5 protein-coding genes are annotated in these 5,243 nt (G+C 64.0%); 2 read left to right on the top strand and 3 right to left on the bottom strand.

The window, feature by feature from the left end:
* Positions 1–96: 96 nt before the first annotated feature.
* On the bottom strand, positions 97–1,185 hold the full coding sequence (apbC, locus tag RBR29_RS10230) for an iron-sulfur cluster carrier protein ApbC (protein ID WP_320349040.1): 1,089 nt from the start codon (positions 1,183–1,185) through the stop codon (positions 97–99).
* Positions 1,186–1,357: 172 nt separating this feature from the next.
* Between apbC and RBR29_RS10235 the strand changes: the two genes are divergently transcribed.
* On the top strand, positions 1,358–1,633 hold the full coding sequence (locus RBR29_RS10235; protein ID WP_320349036.1) for a hypothetical protein: 276 nt from the start codon (positions 1,358–1,360) through the stop codon (positions 1,631–1,633).
* Between the two features lie 174 nt (positions 1,634–1,807).
* Here RBR29_RS10235 and RBR29_RS10240 read toward each other — a convergent pair whose 3' ends face one another.
* Positions 1,808–1,945, bottom strand: coding sequence for a hypothetical protein (locus RBR29_RS10240; protein ID WP_320349037.1), 138 nt, complete (start codon positions 1,943–1,945; stop codon positions 1,808–1,810).
* Positions 1,946–2,114: 169 nt separating this feature from the next.
* On the opposite strand from RBR29_RS10240, the gene metG reads away from it, so the two are divergent.
* Positions 2,115–4,184, top strand: a complete 2,070-nt coding sequence (gene metG / locus RBR29_RS10245; protein WP_320349038.1) for a methionine--tRNA ligase — start codon at positions 2,115–2,117, stop codon at positions 4,182–4,184.
* 18 nt (positions 4,185–4,202) lie between these two features.
* Here the strand turns inward: metG and kch are convergent.
* Positions 4,203–5,243 (bottom strand): voltage-gated potassium channel protein (gene kch / locus RBR29_RS10250; protein WP_320349039.1); only part of this gene is annotated, 1,041 nt, incomplete at its 5' end.

Raw genomic sequence — 5,243 nt, forward strand, 5'->3', positions numbered from 1 at the left:
GGCCGAGCAGTGCCTGGCGCACCCCGGAGATGCGACGGCCGGGACCACCCAGCCACCGCGCCCCCCTGACGAACCGAGTCAGAGGTTTCCGTGGCATCAGTTCGTGCGCGCCACGACCCTGGGCCGCGAACCGGAATCGTCCAGCGGCTGCCCAGCCACATGAATGGCCAACTGGCGGGCGATGTCCTGGTAGCGGCGCGCAGCCTCGCCACCAGGCGAAGCCACTACGCTGGGGCGGCCAGAGTCGGTTTCCTGGCGGATGTCGAGTTGCAACGGCAAGGCCCCCAACCACGGCAAATGATAGGTTGCCGCCAGCTGGCGGCCGCCGTCCTGGCCGAAGATCGGCTCGGCGTGCCCACAGTTGGAACACACATGGACAGACATGTTTTCAACGATTCCCAGCACCGGGACATCCACCTTCTGGAACATGATCAGGCCCTTGCGGGCATCGGCCAGGGCGAGATCCTGGGGGGTGGTGACGATGACCGCCCCCGTGAGCGGAACCTTTTGCGCCATGGTAAGCGCAATATCGCCTGTTCCCGGAGGCATGTCCACGATCAGATAATCCAGATCGTTCCAATTCGTAAGCGACAACAACTGTGTCAGGGCCTGCGTGACCATGGGGCCGCGCCAGATCGCCGGGCCATCATCGTCCATCAGGAAACCGATGGAATTGGCCTGCAAGCCATGGCCGATCATGGGTTCCATGCTCTTGCCATCCACGCTTTTCGGCTTGCCCGACAGGCCCAGCATGATGGGCACGCTGGGGCCATAGATGTCGGCGTCCAGCAGGCCGACGCGCGCGCCCTGGCTGTGCAGCGCCAGCGCCAGATTGACGGCCGTGGTGCTCTTGCCGACCCCGCCTTTGCCGGAGGCCACGGCGATGATGTTGCGCACATTGTCCAGGGGGCGCAGTCCGCGCTGTACCGCGTGGGCGGCGATCCGGGACTGGAATTCCAGCCGCCCGAGCCGGACACCCGCCGCATCCAGCGCGGTCCGGATGGCGGCCTCCAGGGGCTGCTCGCCATTGAACAAGGGATAGCCCAGGGTTACAGTGAGGTCAAAGGCATCGCCCGCAGCGGCGATCCGCAGGTCGGGTTCGGTCACCGCCAGCGTTTTCCGGGTATCGGGATTGATGACCCTGGACAGGATCGTGCGGATGTCCTGTATCGTGGTAGCCATGATGAGAGATCGGGGTGAAAACATTCGAAACCACAAGCATAGCGGATTCCCCTGGAAATCCACCGATTAACCCCAATATGAACCCGCATGACGCGCCCTCCGGATCCGGCCGGACGCCGCATCTGCCCGCCCGTGCCCCCATGCAACCTTTTCCGGCCCCAGGAGTCCAATCCCCATGAACCTGATCCAGCAAATCCTGCGCGCCGTCCTGTTCCTGATCCTGGCCTGCTTCGGCCTGGTGATGGCGTTTGTCTTCATGGCCTCGACGGCCCTGGCCATCGGCGTGCTGTACATCGTCGCCCGGTTGCAGGGCCGCCCCTTTGGGGTGAAAGCGTACTGGGCGGAACGCCGCCGCCCGACCATGCCGCAGCGCCCCGGGGCCTGGTCCCGCGCCAGCCAGCCGGCCCGGGAACGGGACGTGACGGACATCGAGATGCGGGAAATTCCGTGATCGGCCTGGCTGTCATTCCAGATGGGATGCGGGCCTGATCGACGCCGCTCTGCCTGATCGACGGCGCCCTGCAATCGCCCCAAAAACAAGCGCCCCCGGAAACATCCCGAGGGCGCTGCAGCAGCCGTTCAAACACAAACCGGCGTGGCGATGCGGCCACAACCGCCAGCATGACTACTTGGCGGAGCCTTGCTGTTTTTCGTCCTGTTTGTTTTCGCTGGATTTGGAGTCTTGTTCGGATATTTCGGGGGCTTTCCAGTTGAGCGGCGGCGCGACGATATCTTTCCAGGCGACACGTTTCGGTGCAGTCATGGGGTTCTCCTGAAACAATGTGGCAGCGCATGATGCGCCGCCACGATCACTGTATAAAATAGCAGTGATCTTGCGTTATGTCAAATTATCTGACGATCCGGGCCAACTGCCTTGCGCCAACCCCGCCTGATAGAATCGATCTTTTGCCTTTTTCCCTATTTTCCGCCCCATGTCGCGCACGATCTTCGTCACCACCGCCCTGCCCTACGCCAACGGCTCATTTCACATCGGCCACATCATGGAATACATCCAGGCCGACACCTGGGTGCGCGCCATGCGCATGGCGGGCCACACCGTGCATTTCGTGGGCGCGGACGACGCCCACGGTGCGCCCATCATGCTCAAGGCCCAGGCCGAAGGCATCACCCCGCAGGAACTGGTCAGCCGCTACGCCGCCGAACGGCCCAAGTACCTGGACGGTTTCCATATCCGTTTCGACCACTGGCACAGCACCGACACGCCGGAAAACATCGAACTGTCCCAGGACATCTACCGCGCGCTGAAAGCCGCCGGTTTCATCGACAGCCGCGAGATCGAGCAGTTCTACGATCCGGTCAAGGGCATGTTCCTGCCCGACCGCTACATCAAAGGCGAATGCCCGCGTTGCCACGCCAAGGACCAGTACGGTGATTCCTGCGAGGCCTGCGGCGCTGTCTACAGCCCGACCGAACTGATCGACCCCTATTCCACCCTGACCCAGGCGCGGCCGGTGCTGCGCACGTCCGAGCACTTCTTCTTTCGCCTGTCGGACCCGCGCTGCGTGGCCTTTCTACAGGAATGGACCACGGGTACGCGCGCCAACGGTTCTGCCCGCCTGCAAGCCGAAGTGCTCGCCAAGACACGCGAATGGCTGGGCACAGCCGAAGGCGCCCAGGCCAATCTGGCCGACTGGGACATTTCCCGCGACGAGCCTTATTTCGGCATTCCCATCCCCGACGCGCCGGGCAAATATTTCTACGTCTGGCTGGATGCGCCGGTCGGCTACCTGGCTTCGCTGAAAGCCTATTGCCGCAAGAATGGCCTGGATTTCGATGCCCTGCTGGCGCCGGACGGCGACACCGAGCAGGTGCATTTCATCGGCAAGGACATCGTCTATTTCCACGCCCTGTTCTGGCCCGCGATGCTGAAATTCTCTGGCCGCAAGATCCCCGACATGCTGCACGTGCACGGCTTCATCACCATCAGCGGCGAAAAGATGTCCAAGAGCCGGGGCACGGGGATTTCCCCGCTGCGCTACCTGGACATCGGCATGGATGCCGAATGGCTGCGCTACTACATCGCCGCCAAGCTCAACGCCCACGTCGAGGACCTGGACTTCAACCCGGATGATTTCATCGCCCGCGTCAACAGCGACCTGATCGGCAAATACGTCAATATCGCCAGCCGGGCGGCAACCTTCATCACCCGCCATTTCGACGGCGCGCTGGCCTACGCCGGCGACACTGATGCGATGCGCACCGAACTGCGCGGCTGCGCCGAACAGGTGCAGGCCGACTTCGAAGCGCGTGAATACGGCCGCGCCATTCGCCGCATCATGGCCCAGGCCGACAAAATCAACCAGGCCTTCGATGCCGCCCAGCCCTGGGTGCTGGCCAAGGGCATCGCCCAGGCCGAGCCCGCGCAAAAGACTGCGCTGCAGGACATCTGTTCACGCGCCCTGGCCGGTTTCCAGGCCCTGTCGGTCATGCTGGCGCCCGTATTGCCGGCCCTGACCGATCGCGTCGCCCGCGAACTGTTCGGCCATGACCGGGCCTACGTCTGGACTGATGCCGGCGAACTGCCCACGCGCATCGCCGCATTCAAGCACCTGATGCAGCGCGTCGATCCGGCCCTGCTCGATGATCTGTTCGAACCGCCCCCGGCCCCGGCCACAGTCCCGGGCGGCGAACCGATTGCCGAGACCATCGACATCAAGGACTTCGGCCGCATCGACCTGCGCATCGCACGCATCGTCGAATGCACCGCCGTCGAAGGCTCCGACAAGCTGCTGCGCCTGTCCCTGGACGTGGGCGAGGGCCGCTTGCGGCAGGTGTTTTCCGGCATCCAGTCCATGTACAAGCCCGAGGATCTGAGCGGCAAGCTGACCGTGCTGGTGGCCAATCTGGCGCCGCGCAAGATGCGTTTCGGCATATCCGAGGGCATGGTGCTGGCGGCCAGCCACGCCGACGAAGACACGCATCCCGGCATCTACATCCTGGAACCCTGGCCAGGGGCCCAACCGGGCATGCGCATCCACTGAGCCCGCCCGACAATCCGGTCAGGCCGGATCGGGCGCTGTCTCGTCGAACAGCAGCCGGGTGATCAAGGCTTCGTCGATGGCTTCGCCACTCAGGGTGCGGGCCAGGATCTCGCTGCCCAGCGCCTGCAGGGAAATCACGATGTCCGGACTTACCCGCCGGATCTTGGCCAGGTGCTGGGGCGCATTGACCAGGGCCACCAGCTTGGTATCCGGGCCGCCGGCCTCGCGGCCCGCCATGACGATGAAGGCATTTTCCGCATCATCCTGGCGCAAGGCCAGCACATAGCGGGCGTGTGCCGCACCGGCCTGCTGCAGGATGCCGGTTTCCGACGCATCGCCTGCCAGCACATCGGCATCGGCCGGATAGGGATGGCCATCGGCAGAAGGGACGATGACTGTGACCATATGGCCGCGCAGCCGCAGCGCACCGTACAGGCTTTGGGCCAGGGGACCGATGCCGGCCAGAATGATGTGGTTCTTTCTCATGATGCGTGGGTTCCTTCCGTGCATCAGCCGACGGATGTTGCCGCCGATCAAAGGCCCGACCACGGCACTGATCGACGTGGCAAAAACCGTGATGCCCAGGATGATGATGGAAATCGTGAACAGGCGCGCCGCATCGGTCTGCGGGCTGATGTCCCCATAGCCCACGGTGGACATGGAGACGATGGAAAAATACAGGGCTGTGACCGGGTCGCGCACGGGTGGCGCGAATTCCTCGCCCAGATACAGGACGCCAAAAACAGCGTACACCAACAAACTGGCGACGCTGAGCACGGCGAACAGACCGCCCGCCGTCAGGCTGGCCCGGTCGAAATGACGCCAATAGCCGATCAACGCCCCGGCCAGCACGGCTGTATAGACCAGCAAGCCCAGGTGGCCCTGGCCGTGCCACAAGGACACGGTGCCGACCGCCGCCAGCAGCAGCAGCGTGATGGCCCAGGCAATGCGGGCGCGATACAGCAGGCCGACCGCCATCACCTGCACGCCCAGGCCCAGCATCAGGCGGGACAGCTGCGCAATACCGCCCGAATCCAGAAACGCCGCGATACCCGCGCC

The sequence above is a fragment of the Castellaniella sp. genome (assembly GCF_034007085.1).
In the GTDB taxonomy this organism is placed as follows: Bacteria; Pseudomonadota; Gammaproteobacteria; order Burkholderiales; family Burkholderiaceae_B; genus Castellaniella.

Coding starts and splice junctions, on each gene's coding strand:
- metG (WP_320349038.1), top strand. CDS start 2,115: ATGTCGCGCACGATCTTCGTCACCACCGCCCTGCCCTACGCCAACGGC.
- RBR29_RS10235 (WP_320349036.1), top strand. CDS start 1,358: ATGAACCTGATCCAGCAAATCCTGCGCGCCGTCCTGTTCCTGATCCTG.
- RBR29_RS10240 (WP_320349037.1), bottom strand. CDS start 1,945: ATGACTGCACCGAAACGTGTCGCCTGGAAAGATATCGTCGCGCCGCCG.